21 protein-coding genes and 1 pseudogene are annotated in these 23,644 nt (G+C 39.0%); 15 read left to right on the top strand and 7 right to left on the bottom strand.

Annotated elements, in window-relative coordinates; all coding sequences use genetic code 11:
* Positions 1–118: 118 nt before the first annotated feature.
* Positions 119–1,024 (bottom strand): CoB--CoM heterodisulfide reductase iron-sulfur subunit B family protein, encoded by a 906-nt coding sequence (locus FJR05_RS05815; protein ID WP_168643248.1) that lies wholly within the window; start codon positions 1,022–1,024, stop codon positions 119–121.
* A gap of 224 nt (positions 1,025–1,248) precedes the next feature.
* On the opposite strand from FJR05_RS05815, the gene acpP reads away from it, so the two are divergent.
* The 6 genes from acpP to FJR05_RS05845 all read left to right on the top strand — a co-directional run bounded on the left by acpP (position 1,249) and on the right by FJR05_RS05845 (position 9,299).
* Positions 1,249–1,500, top strand: a complete 252-nt coding sequence (gene acpP / locus FJR05_RS05820; RefSeq protein WP_168643249.1) for an acyl carrier protein — start codon at positions 1,249–1,251, stop codon at positions 1,498–1,500.
* 237 nt (positions 1,501–1,737) lie between these two features.
* Entirely contained in the window at positions 1,738–2,997 is a 1,260-nt protein-coding gene (fabF, locus tag FJR05_RS05825; RefSeq protein WP_168643250.1) for a beta-ketoacyl-ACP synthase II, read from the top strand.
* 375 nt (positions 2,998–3,372) lie between these two features.
* Entirely contained in the window at positions 3,373–5,385 is a 2,013-nt protein-coding gene (tkt, locus tag FJR05_RS05830; protein ID WP_168643251.1) for a transketolase, read from the top strand.
* Positions 5,386–5,576: 191 nt separating this feature from the next.
* Complete coding sequence (moeB, locus tag FJR05_RS05835) at positions 5,577–6,749, top strand: molybdopterin-synthase adenylyltransferase MoeB (protein WP_168643252.1); 1,173 nt, start codon at positions 5,577–5,579, stop codon at positions 6,747–6,749.
* A gap of 798 nt (positions 6,750–7,547) precedes the next feature.
* Complete coding sequence (locus tag FJR05_RS05840) at positions 7,548–8,264, top strand: response regulator transcription factor (RefSeq protein WP_168643253.1); 717 nt, start codon at positions 7,548–7,550, stop codon at positions 8,262–8,264.
* A 237-nt stretch (positions 8,265–8,501) separates the two neighbouring features.
* Positions 8,502–9,299, top strand: coding sequence for an endonuclease/exonuclease/phosphatase family protein (locus FJR05_RS05845; RefSeq protein WP_168643254.1), 798 nt, complete (start codon positions 8,502–8,504; stop codon positions 9,297–9,299).
* A gap of 5 nt (positions 9,300–9,304) precedes the next feature.
* Here FJR05_RS05845 and FJR05_RS05850 read toward each other — a convergent pair.
* From FJR05_RS05850 to FJR05_RS05865, 4 genes and pseudogenes are all read right to left on the bottom strand, one after another.
* Positions 9,305–9,505 (bottom strand): annotated as a pseudogene (locus FJR05_RS05850) (flagellar assembly protein H); the annotation flags it as partial.
* 39 nt (positions 9,506–9,544) lie between these two features.
* A complete protein-coding gene (locus tag FJR05_RS05855) occupies positions 9,545–10,735 on the bottom strand; it encodes an McrC family protein (protein ID WP_168643255.1) in 1,191 nt (396 codons plus the stop codon).
* Positions 10,732–12,177, bottom strand: a complete 1,446-nt coding sequence (locus tag FJR05_RS05860; protein ID WP_168643256.1) for an McrB family protein — start codon at positions 12,175–12,177, stop codon at positions 10,732–10,734. The genes FJR05_RS05855 and FJR05_RS05860 overlap by 4 nt, the downstream gene beginning before the upstream one ends.
* Before the next feature lie 149 nt (positions 12,178–12,326).
* Complete coding sequence (locus tag FJR05_RS05865; protein ID WP_174783594.1) at positions 12,327–12,764, bottom strand: GxxExxY protein; 438 nt, start codon at positions 12,762–12,764, stop codon at positions 12,327–12,329.
* 108 nt (positions 12,765–12,872) lie between these two features.
* Between FJR05_RS05865 and FJR05_RS05870 the strand changes: the two genes are divergently transcribed.
* From FJR05_RS05870 to FJR05_RS05885, 4 genes are all read left to right on the top strand, one after another.
* Positions 12,873–13,223: a translation initiation factor gene (locus FJR05_RS05870; protein WP_168643257.1), complete on the top strand. Its 351-nt coding sequence runs from the start codon at positions 12,873–12,875 to the stop codon at positions 13,221–13,223.
* Between the two features lie 94 nt (positions 13,224–13,317).
* Positions 13,318–13,479, top strand: coding sequence for a YqaE/Pmp3 family membrane protein (locus FJR05_RS05875; RefSeq protein ID WP_039199490.1), 162 nt, complete (start codon positions 13,318–13,320; stop codon positions 13,477–13,479).
* Positions 13,480–13,560: 81 nt separating this feature from the next.
* A complete protein-coding gene (locus FJR05_RS05880) occupies positions 13,561–14,211 on the top strand; it encodes an isoprenylcysteine carboxylmethyltransferase family protein (RefSeq protein WP_168643258.1) in 651 nt (216 codons plus the stop codon).
* 66 nt (positions 14,212–14,277) lie between these two features.
* Positions 14,278–14,661 (top strand): hypothetical protein, encoded by a 384-nt coding sequence (locus FJR05_RS05885; RefSeq protein ID WP_168643259.1) that lies wholly within the window; start codon positions 14,278–14,280, stop codon positions 14,659–14,661.
* A gap of 93 nt (positions 14,662–14,754) precedes the next feature.
* Here FJR05_RS05885 and glgP read toward each other — a convergent pair whose 3' ends face one another.
* A complete protein-coding gene (gene glgP / locus FJR05_RS05890) occupies positions 14,755–17,319 on the bottom strand; it encodes an alpha-glucan family phosphorylase (protein ID WP_168643260.1) in 2,565 nt (854 codons plus the stop codon).
* A 695-nt stretch (positions 17,320–18,014) separates the two neighbouring features.
* Between glgP and FJR05_RS27575 the strand changes: the two genes are divergently transcribed.
* The 3 genes from FJR05_RS27575 to FJR05_RS05900 all read left to right on the top strand — a co-directional run bounded on the left by FJR05_RS27575 (position 18,015) and on the right by FJR05_RS05900 (position 20,338).
* The gene (locus FJR05_RS27575) at positions 18,015–18,143 is read left to right on the top strand and encodes a hypothetical protein (protein ID WP_256376175.1); all 129 of its coding nucleotides are present in this window, start codon (positions 18,015–18,017) and stop codon (positions 18,141–18,143) included.
* A 676-nt stretch (positions 18,144–18,819) separates the two neighbouring features.
* On the top strand, positions 18,820–19,509 hold the full coding sequence (locus FJR05_RS27770; protein WP_168643261.1) for a DapH/DapD/GlmU-related protein: 690 nt from the start codon (positions 18,820–18,822) through the stop codon (positions 19,507–19,509).
* 199 nt (positions 19,510–19,708) lie between these two features.
* Entirely contained in the window at positions 19,709–20,338 is a 630-nt protein-coding gene (locus FJR05_RS05900; RefSeq protein WP_168643262.1) for a DedA family protein, read from the top strand.
* A gap of 109 nt (positions 20,339–20,447) precedes the next feature.
* On the opposite strand, the gene FJR05_RS05905 is transcribed toward FJR05_RS05900, so the two are convergent.
* Positions 20,448–21,647, bottom strand: coding sequence for an argininosuccinate synthase (locus tag FJR05_RS05905; RefSeq protein ID WP_168643263.1), 1,200 nt, complete (start codon positions 21,645–21,647; stop codon positions 20,448–20,450).
* A 109-nt stretch (positions 21,648–21,756) separates the two neighbouring features.
* Here FJR05_RS05905 and FJR05_RS05910 point away from each other — a divergent pair, with 109 nt between their 5' ends.
* Positions 21,757–22,722: a glycosyltransferase family 2 protein gene (locus FJR05_RS05910; protein ID WP_168643264.1), complete on the top strand. Its 966-nt coding sequence runs from the start codon at positions 21,757–21,759 to the stop codon at positions 22,720–22,722.
* A gap of 616 nt (positions 22,723–23,338) precedes the next feature.
* Positions 23,339–23,593, top strand: a complete 255-nt coding sequence (locus FJR05_RS26660; RefSeq protein ID WP_174783595.1) for a hypothetical protein — start codon at positions 23,339–23,341, stop codon at positions 23,591–23,593.
* Positions 23,594–23,644: the final 51 nt, after the last annotated feature.

Here is a 23,644-nt window from a genome sequence, read left to right on the forward strand (position 1 = left end):
CTACTTCTACCTACCCTATAAACTCTCGAAAGTGGGGGGAGAGTGAAAAACTACGGGCGCAGGCCCTGCGCCCCTACAGTTCTGAATTTTGGGCGGGGAAACCCCACCCCTACTTCTATCACCATCCTAATTTTTCCAACACAGGTTTTGTGGATACTATATGTCGTTCTAAACCAAGTTCTTTGGGACTTACGCCTAAAGCTAAAGCAATTAATTGGGGCAGGTGTAAGATTGGTAAACCTAATTTTTGACCAATTACTTTTTCCACTTCTGGTTGACGAGAATCTAAGTTCAAATGACACAGAGGACATGGTGTGACGATACAATCAGCACCATTAGCTAAGGCTTCTTGAATATGATTTCCCGCCATTTGGAAAGATTCTGTGGTTGCGTAGCTGGACAAAGGCCAGCCACAGCATTGAGTTCTGCCACGATAATATACAGGTGTTGCCCCTACTGCCCGAAATACATTTTCCATTGCTTCGGGTTGAAAAGGATCATCATAAGGCATGGATTTTTGAGCGCGGAGTAGATAACAGCCATAGAAAGCTGCACATTTTAATCCACTCAATTTCTTGGTGACGCGCTGGGTAATTTCTTCTAAACCATAATCTGCAACTAAAGCATAAAGAAGATGTTTCACTTCTGTACTTCCCTGATAGGGTGAACAACCTTCTTTTTGTAATAAGCCATTAACTTTATTCACGTAATCAGGATTTGTTGACTGGCATTCTTTTAACCGTTCATCAACATGACCGATGACACCCTGACAAGTGCTGCAATGGGTGAGTAAGGGGAGATTTAATGATTCTGCTAGGGCGATATTTCTGGCGTTAACTGTGTCTTCTAATAGTTGAGAATCTTCTTTAAATGTGCCTGAACCACAGCAAGAGGCTTTTTTCAGTTCAACCAGTTCAATTCCCAAGGCTTGGGTGAGAGATTGGGTGGATAGGTACAGTTCTCGACAAGCCCCTTGAGCTACACAGCCAGGATAATAAGCGTATTTTAGCGTTTTAGATAGCATAAAATTATATTAGGTTTATTGTTTAGAGGTGATTGAGATTTATTGATTGGTAGTTGGGTTATTAAACCCAGATTTCTCATTTTTAGGATCTCCCTAAATATTCAATCCCCAGTTTTAATGATAGAACCTATGCTCAGGTTCACCCTTTCCGATAAGATGTATATGCCCAAAAAAACTTTGTTCATTTAGAGCAAATCATAGCAACTTGTTAAGGACTTTTATTTATGAGCCAAACAGAAATTTTTGAAAAAGTTAAAAGAATTGTCGCTGACCAACTCAGCGTAGGATTTGACACGATTACACCGCAATCTATTTTCATGGAGGATCTAGGCGCTGATTCCTTGGATACTGTTGAACTAGTGATGGCTTTGGAAGAAGAATTTGAGATTGAAATTCCTGATGAAGCTGCTGAAAAGATTGTATCTGTTCAAGACGCAGTAGATTACATTGACAAGCAAGTTGCTGCTTCATCATAAACAAGCTATGAATCGGTATGGCGGGTTTAAAGAGAAATTTTGAAGGTACACAGATTAACTGGATAAACCCGCCGGTACATGAGTATTGAGTGTCTAAACTGTAAGTTTGACTGCGAGAAAAACCCCAAAAGTCATAATATTGAGCAAATAGTATACTCTTAGCTAAGGATACTTAACTCGGAACTCAGCACTCTTAATTGTTTCCCCTGCTGCTTTTTCGCCATATTTAATGTAATCATGACAGACTATAAACGTAATCGCGTTGTTGTAACAGGTGTGGGTGCGATTACACCTATTGGTAACACATCTGCTGAATATTGGGAAGGATTATTAAGCGGACTTAATGGAATTGACTATATCACCGCTTTTGATGCGTCTAAACATAGTTGCCGCATTGCGGGTGAAGTCAAAAACTTTGATCCAGAGAGTTATTTAGAGCGCAAAGAAGCCAAGCGGATGGATCGGTTTGCCCAATTGGGTGTATCGGCGGCTATTCAAGCTGTTGCAGATTCAGGTTTGGTAATTAATGATCTCAATGCCGAACAAGTTGGTGTGATCATTGGTTCGGGCATTGGTGGGATTAAGGTATTAGAAGACCAGCAAACTGTTTACTTAGATCCTAAGCGGGGTCCTAGTCGTTGTAGTCCGTTCATGATTCCTATGATGATTGCCAATATGGCAGCAGGATTAACAGCAATTCATACGGGTGCGAAGGGTCCAAATTCCTGTTCTGTCACGGCTTGTGCGGCTGGTTCTAATTCTATCGGCGATGCTTTTCGTCAGATTCAAGGGGGATATGCTAAGGCGATGATTTGCGGTGGTTGTGAGGCGGCGGTTACGCCTTTGTCGGTGGCGGGGTTTGCGGCTGCTCGCGCTTTATCAACTCGCAATGATGATCCAGCCCATGCTTGTCGTCCTTTTGATCGGGATCGGGATGGCTTTGTGATGGGTGAGGGGGCAGGAATTTTAATTCTTGAAGAATTGGAACACGCCATTAGTCGTGGTGCGAGGATTTATGGGGAAATGGTGGGTTATGGGATGACCTGTGATGCTTATCACATGACTGCGCCTGTGCCTGGTGGTTTAGGTGCGGCTAGAGCGATCGCATTAGCTTTAAAAGATGGGGGATTAACGCCAGAAATGGTTAGTTACATCAATGCTCATGGAACTAGCACACCAGCTAATGATGTGAATGAAACTGCTGCTATTAAGAAAGCTTTGGGAGAGTATGCTTATAAGGTGGCAATTAGTTCTACTAAATCCATGACGGGACATTTGTTAGGTGGTTCTGGTGGGATTGAAGCTGTAGCAACAATTTTGGCGATCGCTCATGATAAAGTTCCTCCCACCATCAACATCGAAAATCTTGATCCTGAATGTGACCTAGATTATGTCCCCCATCAAAGTCGTGATCAGGTAGTTGAGGTGGCTTTATCTAATTCTTTCGGATTTGGTGGTCATAATGTCACTCTGGCATTCAAGAAGTTTACTTCCTAGTGATTGGCAGAGGGCAGGGGGCAGGGGAGCAGAGGAGCAGAGGGGCAGAGGAGAAAATTATCCAATGACCAATGACCAATGACCAATGACTAATGACCTCTTGCCGTAATTTTGTTATTGGTTGGCTTTTTAGAAGTGAACCTGTGGCAAGTATGATAGAGATAATTCTTGGCTGAACCGTTAGTATGGCTTATGCCACACTTTGGGAACAGCAAGACCAAATTATCGGCTGTATTCATCACCAAAAACTCAGAACATCCCTCTTGTCCATTGACAATTAAGAATGGGATGATGGGGAAAGTGGGATCGATTGATAATGAACCCAGCAAGAAAAAGCTAAAAAGAGTCCTAACCCGTCGTTAACAATAAGAGATTATGGCTGTTGCAACCCAATCCATCCAAGAACTTTGTATTAATTCGATCCGCTTTTTGGCTGTAGATGCCATAGAAAAATCTAAATCGGGACACCCTGGACTACCGATGGGTGCGGCTCCAATGGCTTTTGTGCTTTGGGATAGCTTCATGCGCTATAACCCCAAAAACCCGCAGTGGTTCAACCGCGATCGCTTTGTTTTGTCCGCTGGTCATGGTTCAATGTTGCAGTATGCCCTACTGTACTTGACCGGCTACGATAGCGTTACCATAGACGACATCAAGCAATTTCGTCAATGGGGTGCTAAGACCCCAGGCCACCCCGAAAACTTTGTTACACCCGGTGTAGAAGTGACAACAGGACCATTGGGTCAAGGAATTGCCAATGCGGTGGGTTTAGCAGTAGCAGAAGCACACCTAGCTGCTAAATTCAACAAACCAGATGCCAAAATAGTTGATCATTATACTTACGTACTTCTGGGTGATGGTTGCAACATGGAAGGGATTTCCGGTGAAGCAGCTTCCATTGCTGGACACTGGGGATTAGGTAAACTCATTGCTCTTTATGACGACAACCACATCTCCATTGATGGTTCTACAGATGTAGCTTTCACCGAAGACGTTTCCAAACGCTTTGAATCTTACGGCTGGCACGTTATCCACGTTAAAGACGGTAACACCGACTTAGCCGGAATTGCCAAAGCGATCGCCGACGCAAAAGCCGTAACAGACAAACCCACCATGATTAAGGTGACAACCACCATTGGTTATGGTTCTCCCAACAAACAAGATACCGCTGGTATTCACGGTGCGGCTTTGGGTCCAGAAGAAACCATCGCTACCCGCAAAAACTTAGGTTGGGAATACGATGCTTTTGTAGTTCCTGAAGATGCCCTTAACCATACCCGCAAGGCTGTTGAACGCGGTGCTAGTTACGAATCCGAGTGGAACAAAGTTTATGCGGATTACAAGGCTAAATACCCCCAAGAAGCGGCGGAATTTGAGCGGTTCATTACTGGCAAATTACCAGACGGTTGGGATCAAGTATTACCTACCTACACCACCGAAGACAAAGCATTACCCACCCGTAAACACTCAGAAAACTGCCTCAACAAACTAGGGGCTGTTTTACCAGAATTAATTGGTGGTTCTGCTGACTTAACCCACTCCAACCTCACCGAACTCAAAGGTGCTGGAGACTTCCAAAAAGGACATTTCGCCAACCGCAATATCCACTTTGGTGTGCGCGAACACGCTATGGGTGCGATTTGTAATGGTATGGCATTGCATAACTCAGGCTTGATTCCTTACGGTGCGACCTTCTTAATCTTTACAGATTATATGCGGGCTGCTATCCGTTTGGCTGCGCTCTCTGAAGCTGGTTCAATTTGGGTCATGACACACGACTCCATTGGTCAAGGTGAAGATGGTCCTACTCACCAACCCATTGAAACCCTTGCTTCCTTGCGAGCTATTCCTGACTTAACAGTTATTCGTCCCGCTGACGGAAATGAAACCTCCGGTGGTTACAAAGTTGCAATTGAGAAGTCCAAAGCACACGCTTCTACCTTATTGGCGTTCACTCGTCAAAACGTTCCTAACTTGGCAGGTACATCCATTGCAGGTGTAGCTAAGGGTGGGTATACAATTGTTGATTGCCAAGGTACACCAGATATCATCTTAATTGGTACTGGTTCAGAAGTCAGCCTCTGTGTCAGTGCAGCGGAAAAATTAACTGCGGTCGGTAAGAAAGTTCGTGTTGTTTCTATGCCTTCTTCTACCTTATTTGATACACAAGATGCAGCTTACAAAGAGTCTGTTCTACCAAAAGCTGTTACTAAGCGTCTTTCTGTAGAAGCTGCTAGTAGCTTCGGTTGGCACAAATATATTGGTTCTGAAGGCGACACCGTAAGTATTGATACCTTTGGTGCTTCTGCTCCTGGTGGTATTTGTTTGGAGAAGTTTGGCTTCACTGTTGATAATGTTTTAGCTAAAGCCAAAGCATTGTTAGGTTAATCTTCACAAAATATTTTCTAATTTTGTTAGGTGGGCTGAATAGGCTCACCTTTTTTATGGGAAAATTACTATTATCGCAAGGTCATTGGTGACAAGTTAAGCGCTACCAGTTTCCAGCCGAGACAATTGAACTCATAAAATTAGCAAATTTAAGTTAACATTAATACTCCGCGCCGATTCCTACAACTGCTATGCTAAATCCCAATCTGGATGAAATCCAGTTGACGAAAGACGACTACGAACGCTATTCCCGCCACCTCATTTTGCCAGAAGTGGGCATGGAAGGGCAAAAACGCCTAAAAGCCGCCAGTGTATTGTGTATTGGTACTGGTGGACTAGGTTCACCATTGCTGTTATATCTTGCAGCCGCAGGTATAGGCAGAATTGGTATTGTTGATTTTGATGTTGTGGATACCTCTAACCTGCAACGTCAAGTTATTCACGGGACATCCTGGGTAGGTAAACCCAAAATAGAATCAGCAAAAAACCGGATTCATGAAATTAACCCCCATTGTCAGGTTGATTTGTATGAAACTCGGTTGAGTGCAGAAAACGCCCTCGATATTATTCGTCCTTACGATATCGTTGTTGATGGCACTGATAACTTCCCAACCCGATATTTAGTCAACGATGCTTGTGTATTGTTAGATAAACCCAACGTTTACGGTTCTATTTTCCGGTTTGAAGGACAAGCAACCGTCTTTAACTATGAGGGTGGTCCTAACTATCGTGATTTGTACCCCGAACCACCACCACCAGGAATGGTTCCCTCCTGTGCTGAAGGTGGAGTTTTGGGAATTTTACCGGGGATGATTGGGATTATTCAAGCTACGGAAACAGTGAAAATTATTCTGGGCAATGGTACTACCTTGAGTGGTAGACTGGTGCTTTATAATGCCTTGGATATGAAATTCCGGGAGTTAAAACTGCGTCCTAACCCCATCCGTCCAGTTATTGACAAGCTAATAGATTACGAACAATTCTGTGGTATTCCCCAAGCCCAAGCTGAAGAAGCGAAACAGCAAATGGAAATTCAAGAAATGACTGTGAAGGAATTGAAGGCGTTATTAGATGGTGGTACAAAGGATTTTGTGCTGTTAGACGTGCGTAATCCTCATGAGTATGAAATTGCGAAAATTCCCGGTTCTGTGTTAGTCCCTTTACCAGATATTGAAAATGGTAGTGGTGTAGCTAAGGTAAAGGAATTACTTAATGGACACCGTTTAATTGCTCATTGTAAACTGGGTGGACGTTCCGCGAAAGCCTTGGCTATCTTGAAGGAAGCGGGGATTACTGGGACAAATGTTAAGGGAGGAATTAATGCTTGGAGTCAAGAAGTAGATGCTTCTGTTCCTCAGTATTAATCATTTTTTTCAGGATTGTTGATTATGTTTAGGGAAAACCTATAACTATCTCTAGTCCGATATTAACAGCAAGATACCCGATATTTTAGATGGTTGGGTATCTTGTGATGATGAATGTAGAGGCATCTATTTTAGTTATTGATATAATTTATACAAAAAAATCTTTAAAAAATACCAAAATTGTCCATTACTTATACTTCTTTTAAAGAGTAAGATGTCTAAAGTTTGCATAAACTTCGTCACTGACTCAACCCTAAAGGGATTGAGCTTGTAAAGAACAAACTTTACGACGCAAGCAGCGACTAGCCCATTGAGACTAATCCTGATACGCACTTCCGAATACTTCCCCAGTTTGGATTATCTGCAAGACTGTTTGTTAAGTCGTTGGTTAAAGACAAGACATTTTGGATTAGTTGGGCGAGGGGACTTGAACGGGTTTGCTGGTTCCCGGGATTATATCCATTCAAAAATCAGCATTTAAATACCACAGTGAATAAATTCACTCGTGTCGCTTCCCTCTCAGGGAACCAAGCCACTGAGTTTCCCGCATACCGCGAGGTTTTATGAAAAATTTAGCTATGGCAGTTTCCAGCTAGGAGAGGACATCCCGTAATCATAAAACATGGTTTGAGCAGAATGTGGTATTAGCCATACCCTGCTGCTTGATTTAGATACTAAAAGACTTTTCGCTTTCCTGCTATCAATAACCAGGGATTGAGGGTAAATTTACTTTCAAAAACTCAACTTGAGCAGTACCTATCGTCACAGCAACTTGCCGAAACAACAATATATTGCATTATGGATACGCTTTCCACAACTAAGTCTAAGATTCTGATTGTAGATGATGATGCCAGTGTCCGCAACTTGATTCAGCGTTTCTTGAGTCGTAAATATGAAATCGAATCAGCCGCGGACGGTAAAACGGCTCTTGTTTCTTTTGAAAAATTAAATCCGGCTTTAGTGATTCTTGACTGGAATTTACCAGATGCAAATGGCTATAAACTGTGTCAAGAGATGCAGAGTCGGACTAATGTTTTGGTAATGATGCTTACTAGTCGCAATGATGAAGCTGATAAAATTAAGGTTTTGGCTGCTGGTGCGGATGATTTTTTAACTAAACCATTTAGTCTGGCTGAGGTGGAAGTTAGGGTGGAAGCACTATTAAGGCGTGTTCGCTATATTCAGCCCGGTGTTGCACAACGCCTCACTTTTAATCAGTTGTCTATTAATTCGGAAGCACGGGAGGTTACACTTAATAATAAGGCTTTGCCTTTGACTGCTTTGGAGTTTAATATTTTACATTTTCTAGCTACCCATCCTGGACAAGCATGGAGTCGCACTCAATTAATTCAAAAGATTTGGGGGTGTGATTATGTGGGAGATGGGCGCGTTGTTGATGTGCATATTGGTCAACTACGCAAGAAAATGGAGGCTGATTCTAGTATGCCGGAGTTTATTAAGACGGTACGGGGTTATGGCTATAAGTTTGATCCACCTGAAAATACCACGATTTAAATTTGGCAAAATATGATAGTTGTGATGGCTTAACCATTTACTCAAATCTGTCTATTACCTAAGTGATTATATTGGGGCTTGATTAGATGATTCGGATGATTAATCGGTAGATATGGTAGCTAAAGTCTGTCAGGGAGTCGTATCTACTCAAGCCTCGGATAAAACCTTTAATTTTTTACTTCTATAGGATATTCTCTGGTTGAGAACAAACTGCATTTTTAGCTTGAGAAAATATATATGCAAATTACTGTAATGACTTTTAATCTCCGCTATGACAAACCAGATCCTGGGGTGCGTCAGTGGCAAAAGCGTGTGGGAGCGATCGCTTCTTTAATTCAATACTACAAACCGGATTTGCTGGGGACACAGGAGGGTAAATCTCATCAATTGGCAGATTTACAGGCACTCTTACCGGAATATAACATTATTGGGGGCGATCGCACTGGGACAGGAACGGGTGAACATTGTGCAATTTTCTATAACCCACAATGTCTGAAACTTCAGGAAACACAGGATTTTTATCTCAGTGATACTCCCGATATTCCTGGTAGCATTACTTGGGGAACTCGTTTACCACGTATGGCTACTTGGGCTAATTTTGAACTTATTAATCCTGGTGTTTTCTTAACTATATTAAATACCCATCTAGATCACGAAAATGCCAAATCTAGGGAGTTAAGCGCAGCTTTAATTAGTCAACGGTTGGCAGAATTTCCTCCAGAAAACTACCTACTGCTAATGGGGGATTTTAACGCCAATCCTGATACTCCAGAACGGCAAATTTTTCTATCTCCTTTAGCCAATGGTAAACAATTACAAGATCCTTTAGCGACTCTGCCTCTAGAACAACAGAAAACCTTTCACGATTTTACAGGTCAAGCCTGGGATGCTATTGATACTATATATTGCGATCGCTGCGCTGACCGAAGGTATCGCTCTTTGCAAATAGAAAAAGTAATTATTGATCGTCAACAGTGGGAAGGGGTGTGGTCTTCTGATCATTTTCCGGTGATTGTAAAATTAACTGTCCATTGACACTCTCATTGTAAAGCCTGAATTTGCTGAAGAGATAATTCGGTAACTTCAGCAATTTGTTCCAAACTCATCCCAATTCGTAACAATTTTAAAGCTAATTTTCTAGTTGTTTCAGCCTTACCTTCCTGTTTACCTTCTTCTAAAGCTTCTTGGTAAACCCTTGTTTGTTTCAACTCACTTAAACCTAACATAGCTTCAATCTCCTCTAGTTTTGTCAAACGAACCACAGAGGACACAGAGAGAATTTAAGAAAACAGTTTTGTCAAAAATGTATTTCCTGCATCTTCAATTTTATCATCAAGAGAAAAGGTGAGGTTACGAACTCTGATTTCTCCAATATATTCATCAAGGGAATGATTTAATTCTGTTGGATAGACTAACACTGTTTCTGGACAACTTTTAGAAACTGCATAAGTTACTACTTGGGCTATATCTTCAGAGGAAGGTTTTTTGTGGTTTTTATATTTAGTATCGAGAATATATTTAGGTTTTGAATCTGTTTTGTCATATAAAATTAAGTCAGTTTGAAAATATATATTTTCTCCTATATTGATTCTCTCTTGAGTTTCTAAAGTGAAATCCTGGTGAGGTAAATTTTCCCTTAACCATTCTGCAACAAACATTTCATAAAGACGTGCCATATCTATTAAAAAAGGTAAAGTTGTATTTTTACCCTTTTCATGATTTGGGCTAGTGTTATCTAAAAAGAATCGGCAAAATTGATGTAGAAGATGATAATCTTCATTTAAACGGTGATAAATTCTATCAATACAATCTTCTGAATTATAAGGTTGTAAAGATACCATTCCTTGCATTGCATGATAAGCTTTTCTCACTATCAATGATACTTTTTCTTTACAAAAACCACTATGTCCAATATGAAAAAGTGTCCATAACAGAATTTGGTTATCTATAATATCAGCCGTGTGTTCTTGATATGCACATTGTAATTTTACATTCCAAGGTTTTTTAATTATTTGCTGTACATTTAATCTTCCGCGTACATAAGCCAATTGCTCAGTTTTGGGTACATAAGTCCGATATAATCCTTTACGACATCTTTCTATAATTTTATCTGCTAAAACATAAGCTAGATGATTGTAAAAATCTTCTAGAGATTCACAATTCATTAAACCTTCAGGAAATTTAAAACTTTTTAAGTTATAAGCATATTCCAACATTCCAAATAAATTCTTAATTGGTACTTTGGGATTTATTTTTAAAGCCAAATCAGCATTTAAAGGAATATACCCGACATATCCTTTAGCAGTTAGTTTCCATTGATTACGAGTTTTAGGACTGGGAAATTCTACATTTACTTGGCTGTTGTATTTCTCATATAAAATAATTCCAACCTCTTCAGAAATCTCCTCACGAGAAAAAGATTTAGATTGATATTCGGTTATTTCAATAATTTTTAAATTTGCTGGGTTCATATTGTTATCTGTTTCTCGATTTTATCCCAGCGAAACTCATCTACTTTTTCTAGGTTATTAAAAAAGTATTCTTCTAAATAAGGCTCAATTTCCATCTTCCAAATATCTTCAATATCTTCTCGGAGATTAGGAGTCAAAAAGAAAGAAATACCAATTTCATAGTTTTTATCATTAATCGCTTGATTTAATTGTTTTAAAACATTAATTAAATCCATAACTGCAAAATTTGTATTTAAGTGATATTTGATTAACACAACATAATTAGGACGAAGTTCAATAAATGCAAAACGACGACGTAAAGCATGATCTATTTGTGCAATAGACCTATCTGCTGTGTTCATTGTCCCAATAATACGGACATTTTCGGGAATACGAAATCTATTACCACCAGCGAGAGGAATTTCTTGATCACGATATTCTAGTAAATACATTAATTCACCAAAAACCTGTGCTAAATTAGCGCGGTTAATTTCATCAATAATCAGAACACAAGTATCTTGAAATGACTCAGCTTTTTGACAAAATTCTAAAAATCTGCCGGGAACAAGTGGATATATTAATTTACCATCTTCACTTTGAGGACGAATACCTTGAATGAAGTCTTCATAGGAATATGCTGGATGAAATTGGACTAATTCAGAGAAACCGTCACCTTCACTGATTAGGTGTTTTGCGAGTTTTTTAGCTATAAAAGTTTTACCTGTTCCGGGTGAACCGTAGAATATGGCTTGTTTTTTGCGATTAATTGCGCGTATCCAACGTTCTAAATTTAGATTTGATATTCCAATTTGTTTAGCACATTGATCTAAAATAAAACTTGGATTCCGCTTAGTTAGATATTTACTAATAGCAGGTTGAATATTATCAGAAACTGCAAGTATAAATAATGGGGTATACCATTGAAACCACTTGTCAAATTTATATAATAAATCATCAAGAGATGATTTCAAGATAAATTCTTTGCTATAAAACAAAATATCTGTTTCTTCTCTTACAAATATATCAGGCTCTTTAGCCACTATTTTAGCCATTAATATCGGATTTTTATCAGCTATTTTTTCAGCAAGATAATGATATCCTTCTTCGCTTATACCTATACTTATACCATTCTTGTTTATATTTATATATAGTTGTGAAAAAATATCTAAATACTTTTGTAATCCAAACTCGTGATGAGGATTAAATAAGTATTCAACAATTAATTTTTTTGTCCCTGAATAATCCTGACTGTAAAAATCTTTATTTGCTATTTCAAGTGGTATTAGGCTATATATTAAATTGCAAAAATTGACGAACGGTTCCTGAACATATAACAGAAAATTAAAATTTTCCTCTTGGCTAAAGAAATAATTATCATATTTTTTATTATTCACATTCCATAGTTCTAGCAACTCAAAAGTATATTCCGAAAATGATGAATTTGAATTCTCTTGTTTTTTCATAATTTATAATAATTAATTTTGTATCTTTAATGTGATTATATCATTTTTTAATTCTTAGGGTAGATTATGTTACTTTTGCAAAAGTTAGACAAGAATTAACGAACCACGAAGGCACGAAGAACACGAAGGAAGAGAAAGAAGAAGAAGAGTTAAGAGGAGAGAATGATGCGTTTAATGCCTTCTTTGAGGACGAGGACGTTAAAATTGATGAGAAGACCAAGGGGACAATTAGTCATTTTTAAATAAGAAATAACTTGCGCTTCATGAATAGGGGCTAACTTTTCCACAGCCTTCAATTCAACAACTAAAGAATCACCAACCAGAAAATCTAATTCCCCCTCACCAATGGGATAACCTTTGTATTTTACAGCTACTAAATGTTTAGGTTTATGAGGTATTCCGCGCAAACGAAACTCCAAACCCAAAGCCTCTTGATATACCCTCTCCAAAAACCCCGCACCCAACATCCTATGCACCTCAATACCCGCCCCAATCACAGCATAAGCCAACCTCTCCACCTCATCACTCAACCTCCTCATCCTTCCTTCTTCCTCTTCCTTCGTGAACTTCGCTCCTTCGTGGTTCATTTTCTCTTACCTTCTTATACTCTATCATGTAGCAATTATATATCCGATTACCCCCGCTTAGGCTAAAATTGTTTACAATGAAAATCTATTTTTTCTGCATTAAATATTATGGCTAATCCCAAATCTGATAAAGGCTTTGTCTACCAAGAATTTGGTAACTGTAGTTCACCCGCACTGGAACGCGCTGTAGAACGGGGAATCCAAGATTTACCCCCCAATCAGCAAAATGTGAGAATCCAAGCTACTCGTGCGGGACGGAAGGGGAAAACTGTGACTGTGATTACTGGGTTTCAAACTACACCGGAAACCTTAGCTACTTTATTAAAACAGTTAAAAGCCCAATGTGGTACAGGTGGAACGGTGAAAGATAATGAAATTGAGGTTCAGGGAGACCACAAACAGAAGATTTTGGAGATTTTGGTGAAATTGGGTTATAAAGCTAAAATCAGCGGTGGTTAAAAGGTGTGGTTTACCAAATTTTTCAGGAATCGTCACCACATTAGGTGATGTTAACTCTAGAAACATTGAACATCTACAGGAGAATAACATGGATATGGATGTAGTCAGAATTATAGTTGCGATTTTTCTCCCACCTTTAGGAGTATTTTTGCAGGTAGGTTTTGGTAAGGATTTTTGGATTAATTTGCTTTTGACTATCTTTGGTTTTTATATTTTGGGTATTGTTCACGCAGTATGGATAATTGCGAAGAAGTAATGATGTCAGAGAGGTAGATAAAACTGGACTATCTCTCTATTTCTTTCCCTCACTTTCACATCTTTAAAGAAAAACCCGCATATGAAAATCAAGTATCCCATTAATTTTCACAAAGGTCTAACATTCCTTATCGTTTTAGGACTAATGTTTGTATACCATAATTTTACTATTGGAGTTTGGGTTTATCTTTCCCTTCATGGTACTTATGGTTTTCTTTGGTTAATAAAAGATCGCATATTTCCAGATAAGCAATGGGAGCAAGAAATTCCCATTTCCCAAGGAATTATTACTTTTGTTCTCCTTTGTTTGTACTGGGTAGCACCATTTATTCTCATTAGTAGTGGTACTGTTCCCCCTTTACCTTTAGTCGCTGCTGCTATTTTTTTGAATATTGCAGGGGTGTTTTTACATTTTGGTAGTGATGCTCAAAAATACTATACACTCAAGTACAAAACTGGATTAATTACAGAAGGTTTTTTTGCTAAATGTCGTAATCCTAATTATTTAGGAGAAGTGTTGATTTATCTGGCGTTTGCTATGTTAACTCAACATTGGCTACCTTTCCTAATTCTGGGGTTATTTATAGCTATGATATTTGTTCCCAATATGCGGAAAAAGGATCAATCTTTATCTCGATATCCTGACTTTGAGGAATACAAAGAAAATTCTGGTTTGTTGTTTCCTAAGTTATTTAATTCCAAGATTTCTGGAAAAGAAGAAACTACAGCATAACGTCAATAATTTGATTCACGACTAAACACACAACAAGATAAGATTAGGTTTACAAAGAAGAAGATTATGAACTACAAAGCTATCATTTTATCGGCAGTTTTAGGAATTTCCACACCTGCAATTATGGATATGGCTATTCCTCACCAAGCTATGGCTGTACAAAAGTTTAATTATCCCAATAATACATTTAGTGATCAAGAGTGGACGGTGACTCTAAAGTTTACCAATAATTCCTATCACTATTATGGAAAGCATATTCCCAAAAATAATTCTATTAATTTATCTGGTGCTGTTGCTTCTGGTTCTCACGAACGTCAAGTTTACACTTGGAATAATAATGGGACAAAATATCAAGTTACTTACCGACCAAATGATCCTAATTATATTCGTGTTCAGGTAATTAATAGAGGTAAAGTTGTTTTAAATCGTTTACTCCAAGCTATACCCTAAAATTGTTATGGCGGTTTTTGGCTAAGTGAATACAAGAACCCCACCCCCAACCCCCTCCCCGCAAGCAAGGAGGGGGCTTATTATTAGGACAGATTATTCAGCCCAAGCGATTAATCTGGGTTCATAAGGACTAGAAAGGTATTGATTTCGAGGTAGGACACGCAAAGATAAACCTTGCAAACCAGAGGTGGTGTAGGTGATATTTGCGGTATAAAGACTGGAATTTTCTGGATCTTGTCCTTGATAATCCATGATTACAGGTACAGCATTGACAATATTACCGTTGGCATCAATAGAACCTTGATATAGTTCTACTTGCACGTCATCGTTACTTAATGTTGCTAAGTCTACTTTGGCTTTGACTGCTACAGTTTGATTAACTTCAATGTCTGATGCTGCGGATACGTCAACATCTTTAATTTTGATGTTAAACCATTGTTCACCTAATTTTGCTCTCCAAGCGGCTAATTCCTTGGCTGGGCTATAATTATCAACGGTGAGGGTATGATAGCGATCGCTCGCCGGGAAATAAGCTCTCATGGCATATTCTCGCACCATCCGGGCTGTGTTAAAGAAAGGACAATTCAACCGAATCGCATCTTTCATTTTTGCTACCCAAGGACGAGGCAAACCATCACCATCACGATGATCATAGAATAGGGGAACAACTTCCTTCTCTAACAACTCGTAGAGGGCGTTAGCTTCTATCTCATCTTGGTAATTAGGATCATCATAGTTTTCGCCATGTCCTATCGCCCAACCGGTGCGAACATAGTCCGCTTCATCCCACCAACCATCAAGAACACTGAGATTTGGTAAGCCATTCATAGCAGCTTTCATACCACTTGTCCCCGAAGCTTCACGGGGACGACGGGGAGTATTTAACCAGATATCACAACCTGCTACCATTAACCGGGCAATGTGAATATCGTAATTAGGAACAAATACGACCTGTTTTTCTAAATGGTGTTCGCGGATAAAGCGGTTAATATCCCGAATTAATTCTTTACCGGGGATGTCTTTAGGATGTGCCTTCCCAGCAATCACAAATTGGACTTTGCGGTTTTTATTAGCGAGTAGAATCTTTTTAATTCTTTCCAAATCACGCATCCAAAGAGTAGCGCGTTTGTAAGTAGCAAAACGACGGGCAAAACCAATGGTGAAAACGTTAGGATCAAGCACTTCCTGTGCCTGAGCAATATCGGAAGCAGAAGCACCGCGATCGCGCAAATGTTTGACTAAATGTTCTCGAACATACAACACCATATCCAAACGACAGCGCTCGTGATTCCGCCATAACTCCTCATCGGGAATTGCATCCATGCGTTCCCATAATTGGCTATCTGGTGGCGCTGATGACCAGTTTGGACCCAGATAGCGATCGTATAACTCCTGCGTAGATTTACTTACACAACTGCGGGCATGGACACCGTTAGTAATAGCAGCAATTGGCACTTCTTCCACAGGAACTTTCTGCCACAAACCTTGGAACATCTGCCGAGAAACAACACCATGCAATTGTGCCACACCATTGGAGAATGTCGCCATCTTCAGCGCCAAAACTGCCATACTGAAAGGTGCAGACAAATCACCAGTATTTTCTCGTCCCAAACCTAAAAACTGCTCTTTCGGTAAACCAAAGATATCTGCATAGTAACCCAAATAATGCAAAATCTTATCAGGAGCAAACAAGTCAATTCCCGCAGGAACTGGAGTGTGGGTAGTGAAGATATTGCTAGAAGACACTACCTGTTTAGCTTGTCTGTAATTCAGTCCTTTTTCCTGAATCAGAATGCGAATCCGTTCTAACGCAGAGAAAGCCGCATGACCTTCATTCATGTGGTAAGCAGTAACTTCATAGCCCAAGGCTTTAAGCATTTGCACCCCACCTATCCCCAGCATAATTTCCTGGTGGATACGCATATCTATATCACCACCATACAACTGATCGGTGATATCGTGGTCATAAGCCTTATTCGGCTCAATATTAGTATCGAGCATATACAGAGGTACAGTTCCCACCTGAACACGCCACACTCGTGCATATACCTTGCGTCCGGGATAATCTACCGCAATCCGTAATTCTGTACCATCGGGGTTGCGTTCCAAATGCAAGGGCATATTATAGAAATCATTGATCAGGTAGCGTTCCTGCTGCCAACCATCAGCATTAAGATACTGGGCAAAGTAGCCTTGTTGATACAATAAGCCCACACCCACCAAAGGTAATCCCAAATCACTCGCAGATTTAAGGTGATCTCCTGCGAGTACACCCAAACCACCTGAATAGATAGGTAAGCAATCTACTAACCCAAATTCAGCAGAAAAATAGGCGTAACATTCCTTCTGGTGCTGACTTCTTTGTTTCTTATACCAAGTGTGTTCTTGCAAATAATCTTCTAACTGCCGCGCGGCTCGGTCTACTTGCGCTAAAAAGCCTTCATCTTCAACAACTTCTAATAGTCGGCTTTGGCTGATAGTTCCCAGCATCAATACTGGATTATGGTGGCTGGATTCCCATAAATCAGGATCTAAACGCCGAAATAGGTCTTTGCTCTCTACATTCCAATCAAAATGGAGATTGTAGGCTAGTTTCCGCAAGGGTTCTAGTCTGGATGGGAGTGAAGGAGATACATTAAAAGTACGAATTGGCTGCATAGTTTAGAAAAACTTTAAGTTCAGCTATGGATATTGTTTACTGTTTTTACCTAATATTGCCAACTCTTTATACCGGATTTGTCAACTTTTGATGACTTTGTTAAGAATTGGCAACTATTTAATTTCTAGAGATCAACATGAAACTAAAAGGTGTCCTGAGTCTACGGGGTTTCCTGATTTATAGCCAAAGTTTTAGTAAAATTTAACTATCTGCTGTCTGTGTAGGACCAATATTGGTAGTGACGCACTGCTACTAGTAGATCACTCCGCAGTGCAGTCCAAACTTAATTAAAACAAATTAAATTTTATTTATTGAGTAAATTTAAATCAAAGATCTCCAACTTCTCTCAGAAATCAGGTATCTAAATAGGGCTTGCTGGATAAACCGAAAACCTAGATATATTAAGAGTCTCCGGGTTAAAAAAGTGAATTAGGTGCAAGGAATAAGCGTTGAAACTGTTATTTACCTATCACTTTTCAGATTCCAGACTATTCTTATCTCCTTCCAATTCTGACTTCTGACTCCTGACTCCTAGCCATCACAGATAACTTTATATTATTTATTACCTTAATCTTTTTTGATAAAACTTGTTCACTCAATCAAAAATATGTTATGCTTAAAGCAATTGTTCTCAAGCAACAATTATGTAATTAAAAATGTAATTTAGTTAGCCTATAAATCATTTGAGTGCAACATGATTAGAGCCATATACTCTACAAGTTATTTACAAGAAAGCCGCCACAGCAGTCGCGGTAGTGCCTTCTTGTTTGCACCAATGGTGAATTTTAACATCATGGCAGATGTGGGAGACACTCCACCATAGTAGTTTTTATTTAAAAATAATTATCCCAATTGCATAAAAATCAAATTGTGACACAAAAGAAGTGATTCTAGCAATATAAATACCTACGGAAATTCATTGTTGTGAAAACACAAATATTTAAGGCCATTTGTGAAAAAATACGGCGAAAATCCGCTGGTAATTAATCTGCATGAACATTTCTGTATTCGTAGTTGCATTACCAACTGTCTCAACTTTCCCGATACAGTAAAAGTTGATATGTTTACTAAATCAATCTCATCAGTAGTTTGACAAAATTAAATTCAATTAGGTTATCAGAGAACAAAAAACAGTGTGTGTAATTAATTCTGTCCAATTACTTGCCGAGAGATTAACTACTACTATGCACTGATATTAGCCAGTGAATTTATGCAACCCAGAAAAGGTGATTAAGGGTGCATATAAAAATGAGTCTAAATTTAGATGAAATAACTTATTTAGACATCATTGCAAAACTGTTTAAATCCAGATTTTTTTAGTAATTTAGTAAACAATTGACAACTGTAGGCAAACTTATATATTGCCATAATTGGTAATTTTGTAGATATTTGGGGATTTTTAGGGATAAATTTGCTTGCTTCTAGTATCGAGGAAAATCATTTTTGATCTTCCTAAATTCCTTCTTGCCTACAAATAATTTATTTACGAGAAATGTATCATGATTGACCAAAAATATTCTGCAAAAATTCAAAGATTTCAAGAACTATTAATAACTACTTTATTGGGAGATTTACCAACAATTGCAATGGGACCACAGCTAAGAAGATTGGTATATAAAAATATTTTTGGTAGCATGGGTAATGAAGTTTTTATTCAACATGGAGTAGAGATAACTGGAAGTTCATTTATTGAAATTGGGAATGGAGTTAATATCTTCAAGGGTGTGCGTTTAGATGCCAAAGGACATCAAAACAATAGAATGTATATTAGCAATCAAGTCACAATTGAGCGGAATGTAGATATTGGATGTATGGATAATACCTCTATATATATTGATGAAAATACTTATATAGCTCCTGGTGTGTGTATTGCTGGTCAAGGAGATATCCACATTGGTAAAAACTGCATGATAGCATCACACTGTGGAATTTATGCTAATAATCATGTTTTCACAGACTTGTTATTACCTATAAGACAGCAAGGTGTGACTCGTGAGGGAATTATTATTGAAGATGACTGTTGGTTAGGACATGGTGTGACTGTCTTAGATGGAATTACTATTGGTAGAGGTAGCATTATCGGTGCAGGTGCGGTTGTCAGTAAAGATATTCCTCCATACTCCATTGCGGTGGGTGTACCAGCAAAAGTTATCAAAAATCGTGTTGCCAACGCAACTTGTAATAAGTAATAAGTAATAGGTAATAGGTAATGGGTAATGGGTAATAGATATTTCCTCAACTTCCCCCACTTCCCCCACTTCCCCCACTTCCCCCACTTCCTCTACTTCCTCTACTCCTGACTCCCCCTATTGCGGTTTGATTGACACCCTAGCCAAAAGCAAGCAAAGATATGGTAAAGGTAAAAATTTGTAAACTCGGTGGTGCTGGATGTCTTTTGAACTACTTTCACTAGAAAACATCCAAGAAATTGCTCATAATTATGGTTATTTAGCAATTTTTTTGGGAATATTGCTAGAAAATTTGGGCATTCCTCTTCCTGGCGAAACCGTAACCATTGTTGGTGGTTTTCTTGCCGGTAGTAATGAATTAAATTACTGGCTGGTTCTTGCTAATGCCGTTGGAGGTGCTGTAATTGGCGGCAATTGCGGCTATTGGATTGGTAGAGTTGGTGGTTGGCCTTTTCTGCTGCAAGTTGGCAAGATTTTCCGCATTTCCGAAGTCCGACTGCTGAGTATTAAAGAGCAATTTACAGAAAACGCTGCTAAGGCTGTCTTTTTTGGTCGCTTTTTTGCCTTATTGCGGATTTTTGCTTCACCACTTGCAGGTATAGCGGAAATGCCCTTTGGCAAATTCCTGATTTATAACGTAGCTGGGGCGACTACTTGGGGTAGCGTTATGGTGACTTTAGCTTTTTTCGCGGGAAGAATTATTTCCCTAGAACAATTGGTAGCCTGGGTAAGTAAATTTGCAATTTTGGCGTTACTTATTTTAGTGGCTGTGATTGCTGTACCAATTTGGTTAGAGTCCCGCGAAGTTAAGCAACAAACGGAAGAGTAGGTATTGGGGACTGGGGACTGGGAACTGGGGACTGGGGATTGGTAATTAGTAATGAGAATAATGATTTCCCCCTACCCCCTGCTCCCCTGCCCCTCTGCTCCCCTGCCTTTTATTTGTTATTCTGCGCCCAAATCCGGGTAGGTAGTCCCCAAACGTAGATGAAGCCTTCTGCGGCTTTGTGATCAAATTGATCTTCTGCGCCGTAGGTGGCTAAATCGGGGGTGTAAAGAGTATTGTCACTCCAACGCCCAACTATAGTGGCGTTACCTTTGAAAAGTTTTAACCGGACTACACCGGAAACTCTTTCTTGTGTTTGTTGAATAAAGGCATCTAAGGCTGCTTTGAGTGGACTATACCAAAGTCCGTTGTATACGATTTTGGTATATGTTTCTTCTATGCCTCGTTTGTACTGACTGACATCTGCCGTTAAAGTGAGGCTTTCTAAGTCACGGTGGGCGTTAATCAGAACTATCATGGCTGGTGATTCGTAGATTTCCCGTGATTTGATGCCTACTAAGCGATTTTCAATCATGTCAATCCGCCCAATACCATGATTTCCCACGATTTTATTGAGTTGTTCAATTAACTCAACAGGCTCTTTTGATGTGCCATTGATGGTGGTAGGAAGCCCTTTTTGGAAGCCAATTTCTAGATATTCCGGTTCGTTGGGAGTATCAGCTATGGCTTTGGTCATTTCATAGATTTCTTCTGGTGGCTCGTTTGCTGGATCTTCCAATGTACCAGCTTCAATACTGCGACCTAGCAAGTTTTTATCTATACTGAAAGGAGAGGATTTTTTTACGGGTGCAGGGATTCCAAATTTCTCACCATAAGCAATGGTTTCTTCCCGACTCATGCCCCATTCTCTGGCTGGTGCTAGAATTTTCAGGTTAGGGTTAAGGGCTGTACAGGAAACATCAAAGCGTACTTGGTCGTTACCTTTACCTGTACAACCATGAGCGATCGCATCCGCACCATATTTTGCAGCGGCTTCTACTAGAATCTTAGCAATCAAAGGTCGAGCCAGGGCTGTTCCTAAAGGATAGCGATTTTCATACAGGGCATTGGCTTGAATAGCCGGAAATGCGTAGTCTTTAACAAAGATATCCTTAACGTCCGCTACCAAGGATTCACTTGCACCGGATTTGAGGGCTTTTTCTCGAACTGGTTCTAATTCATCTCCCTGACCTAAATCTGCTGCTAGGGTAATTATCTCTTCTACTCCCCACTCTTGCTTGAGATAAGGAATGCAAACAGAAGTATCAACTCCACCAGAATATGCTAGAACAACCTTTTTGGCGCGACCCATGAATTTCTCCACTTAGAAAAACAAAGAATGAGTCATTATTATATCTGACTTGCCTAGCGTATATTTTCTTGTGCAACAGTAACTTTGTTATATTTATCTTATTCTCAATATGGTCAGTAGTTTTTTAGGTGAAACTGTGTTTTTTAGTATTGTCATTCCTACATATAATCGCTTACCGATTTTGGAAAAGTGCCTCCGCGCCTTGGAGAGTCAGGAGTTCAGCAATAAAACTTATATAGAAGGCTATGAAGTTGTGTTAGTAGATGATGGTTCTACTGATGGTACATTGAATTGGTTAGCATTACATCAAGATGAGTTCCCCCACGTTCGCTGTTTTGAACAAGATCATGCAGGTCCAGCAGCAGCGCGAAATTTAGGGGTAGAAAAATCCCAAGGTGACACAATTATTTTTATTGATAGTGATTTAGTAGTTTTATCTAATTTTTTAGAAGCTCATACAAATGCTTTGGTACAAGGAAGAGAGAAATTAGGGAGCGATCGCTTTTTTACTTACGGTGCTGTAATTAATACTTGTAATTTCACCAATCCTACGGCTGAACCTTATAAAATCACAGATTTTTCCGCTGCTTTCTTTGCTACGGGTAACGTGGCTATTCCCAAACATTGGTTAGAAAAAGCTGGATTATTTGATAATGGTTTTCAACTTTATGGTTGGGAAGATTTAGAATTGGGTGTTAGGTTAAAAAACTTGGGTTTAAAATTGATTAAATGTCCTGAAGCCGTTGGCTATCACTGGCATCCACCATTTAGTTTACAGCAAATTCCTAAGTTAATTGATCAAGAAATTCAACGAGGACGTATGGGAGTTTTGTTTTATCAAAAACATCCCACTTGGGAAGTCAAAATGATGATTCAAATGACATGGTTTCATCGTTTATTATGGGGTATTCTTTCTGCAAATGGATTATTGAATGAAAGAACTATGTCTCCGTTCTTACAATGGTTGATTAATATCGGTAAATCGCAATTGGCTTTGGAAATTGCCCGGATTTTCTTGAATTGGTATAATGTGAAGAGTATTTATGCGGCTTATGCTGAGACCAAAAATAAATAATTATTTTCTACGTAGGTATTGTGTAACTAAGTTAACAGAAAAACCAGAATATGTAAGAGACTTTCAATTAAAAAATCTTGCCCGCTAATAATATACTAAACACGGTTGGGACATGGACTTTTACGAAATTACGAAAAACCTAGATTTGTAGGGGTAAAGCATGAGCTAAAGCCTTACCACCGAATTAAATGAATAAGCCGTGTTGAGTATACAAGATTCTGTGACAGATTTCATCCTATAGTCTCCACTTAAGTAGTTATACGTAGCTACAATACCTAAAAATAAGTAGATGAACAGAAAAAACCGAACTGTGTAACGAGAAGTAAAGCTGTCCAAAACCTCTTCTGGAGTTACCTATTCCCTTCTCATAATGACAATTTTTAATGTTAGACATTTTTAGATTCTATCAGTACATACTTAAGTATTTATATTTAATAGTTGAAACCGTAAATTTTCAATAGACTCTAAATACAGATGAGAGATAAAAAGATTTTTTCTAAATCCATAGCTATTAAAAAATTCACACAATATTTAACAAAGGTCAATCTAAGTAGATTGTTCAAATTTGACACTCTAGATTAAAATATTTAATTATCAATCTCATGATGAAAACCACATGAAATCATTGAATGTAAGTATAAACACCCAAATTAACCTAGCAGAAAGAAAATTAGGAATGGTAGTTTTTAAATTCCTAAAATATTTGACTTTCAGCATTATGACAGTGAGTTTAGTCATTGCTCTCACGAATTGTACCTCCCCAACCGCATCCCCACTACTACGGATAGGTACTAATCTTTGGACAGGATACGAAACCTTATATCTAGCCCGTGACTTAGGTTATTATGATCAAAAACCAATTAAGTTGTAGTTTTTCACTCTCCCCCCACTTTCGAGAGTTTATAGGGTAGGTAGAAGTAGG

Source organism: Dolichospermum sp. UHCC 0259 (assembly GCF_009711935.1).
Lineage (GTDB): Bacteria > Cyanobacteriota > Cyanobacteriia > Cyanobacteriales > Nostocaceae > Dolichospermum.